At 61.1% G+C, this 1,708-nt stretch carries 2 protein-coding genes and 1 pseudogene; 1 reads left to right on the top strand and 2 read right to left on the bottom strand.

What is annotated here, in order from left to right; translation table 11 throughout:
- Window positions 1-302 (bottom strand): annotated as a pseudogene (locus tag RMO18_RS18790) (hypothetical protein); the annotation flags it as partial.
- Between the two features lie 63 nt (window positions 303-365).
- A complete protein-coding gene (locus tag RMO18_RS18785) occupies window positions 366-785 on the bottom strand; it encodes a hypothetical protein (RefSeq protein ID WP_309667999.1) in 420 nt (139 codons plus the stop codon).
- Window positions 786-1,138: 353 nt separating this feature from the next.
- Here RMO18_RS18785 and RMO18_RS18780 point away from each other — a divergent pair.
- Window positions 1,139-1,708 (top strand): heavy metal-binding domain-containing protein (locus RMO18_RS18780; RefSeq protein ID WP_309668000.1); only part of this gene is annotated, 570 nt, incomplete at its 3' end.

The raw sequence follows: 1,708 nt of genomic DNA, 5'->3' as shown, positions 1-1,708 counted from the left end.
TCCAGCAGGTAGACCTCTCCATCTTGAACCGCACTGGCTGGGCCTACCGGGGTTTCGACGTCCACCATCGCGCCGATGACCGGGGCATTGGTCTCGAACCGGTCCAGATAGAGCACAAGTCCTGCGCCATTGGCCACGGCCACCAGTTCAAACAGTGGCGAAGCTGCGGTGGCACGCGGTGCGGTCTGTAGCGTTGGCGGCGGGGCTTCATCGCCGTGCACATGACCTTCATGCGCAAATGCGGTACCAGCAAAGGTGATGCCCAACAGGGCCACGAAAAAGCCCAAACGAAATAGTGCCATGAGACGCCTCAAGATGTTGCCGTATCCAGATGTGCTGCGACCGGTTCCGCAGCGATTCCCGGATCAGGCTCTTGGCGGGCGTTTCAACGTACTTTGTGGTGACGGTTTGGGCGCGGTGTGGCCCGGCAATGCAAAGCGGTCGTCAATGGCTACGACCACGATGCAAGGATGTGCTGCACTCAGAACAGCCGCTGCGCATCCGGTGGCCGAGCAGCAACTCACGCCGCAGCCGGCTTGCTCGCTCAGGGCTTCGGCCTCGTCCTGCGACACTGTGCTTTCGGCCCAGTTCGCGAGCATCTGCACTGACAAACCGTCATGAAGACCGTGGGCCTGTGCCTGACCTGCGAAGGGGCCAAGGAACAGCACGGCAATCAGAACGAAAAGAGCGCTGATCCGAAACAGCACACCGGCCACGCGGGGGTGACCGACGCGGCGCAGTGCCGCTTCATTCTGCCATGCTACAGGTATGGTGCCGTCAACCAATCGCCCGCGCCCCCTGATGAACGTCTTGTTTCATCTGATAGCTGGGGGACAGGCCGATGGCGAGTTCAAAACTGCGTGATGGTGTAGACAGCAAACCTGTATCAGCACTTCACACGACAAGGGGCGTAAGGTTTTCCTTCCATCCCTTGTGCCGCGATTGTTAGCCCGGATCCGGATCAGCACTTGACCCTCCAGTCCCGGAATGAGGAACAAATCTGCAGTCGGCGCGTTGGGTTACGGCCAACATCCGTGCTTCCCCGGTGTCGGGATGCGTGCGCCTTTCATTGAAAGACCCAAAGATGCCAGTCACACCTGATCAGCAGACCGCACATGTTCACCCGGCGGCGGACGCCATGCCACCGCAAGCGGCGGCGCCAGCCGGGGCGGCGACGGCCATTGACCCCGTGTGCGGCATGACCGTCACGCTGAAGGCTGATACGCGGACCGAAAGCTTCGCTGGCAAGCCGTTTCACTTCTGTTCCGAGAAATGCCAGACGAAATTCAAGGGCGACCCGTGGTTCTATGCCTCCGGCAACGCGGCCAAGCGCGGCAAGGTGGCGGCGGTGGGTGTACAATACACCTGCCCGATGCACCCTCAGATCATCCGCGATGCACCGGGGTCTTGCCCGATCTGCGGCATGGCGCTGGAGCCGATGTTGCCCTCGGATGCCCATAGCGAGGAATTGACCGACTTTACCCGGCGCATGTGGATCAGCGCCGCCGTCGCGGTGCCGCTGGTCGTGCTGACCATGGGACCGCTTGTCGGCTTACCCGTCCGCGACTGGGTCGGGCATCAAAATGCGATGTATCTGGAGTTTGCTCTGGCGACGCCGATAATCGTTTGGGCAGCCCTCCCGTTTTTCAAACGAGGGTGGGACTCTGTCATAAACCGCTCGCCCAACATGTGGACCCTGATTTCGCTG

This window comes from Tabrizicola sp. (assembly GCF_031377265.1).
Taxonomy (GTDB): domain Bacteria; phylum Pseudomonadota; class Alphaproteobacteria; order Rhodobacterales; family Rhodobacteraceae; genus JAUYQR01.
The sequence above is the reverse complement of the archived record's forward strand: the minus strand, read 5'-3'. Positions and strand labels throughout refer to the sequence as shown.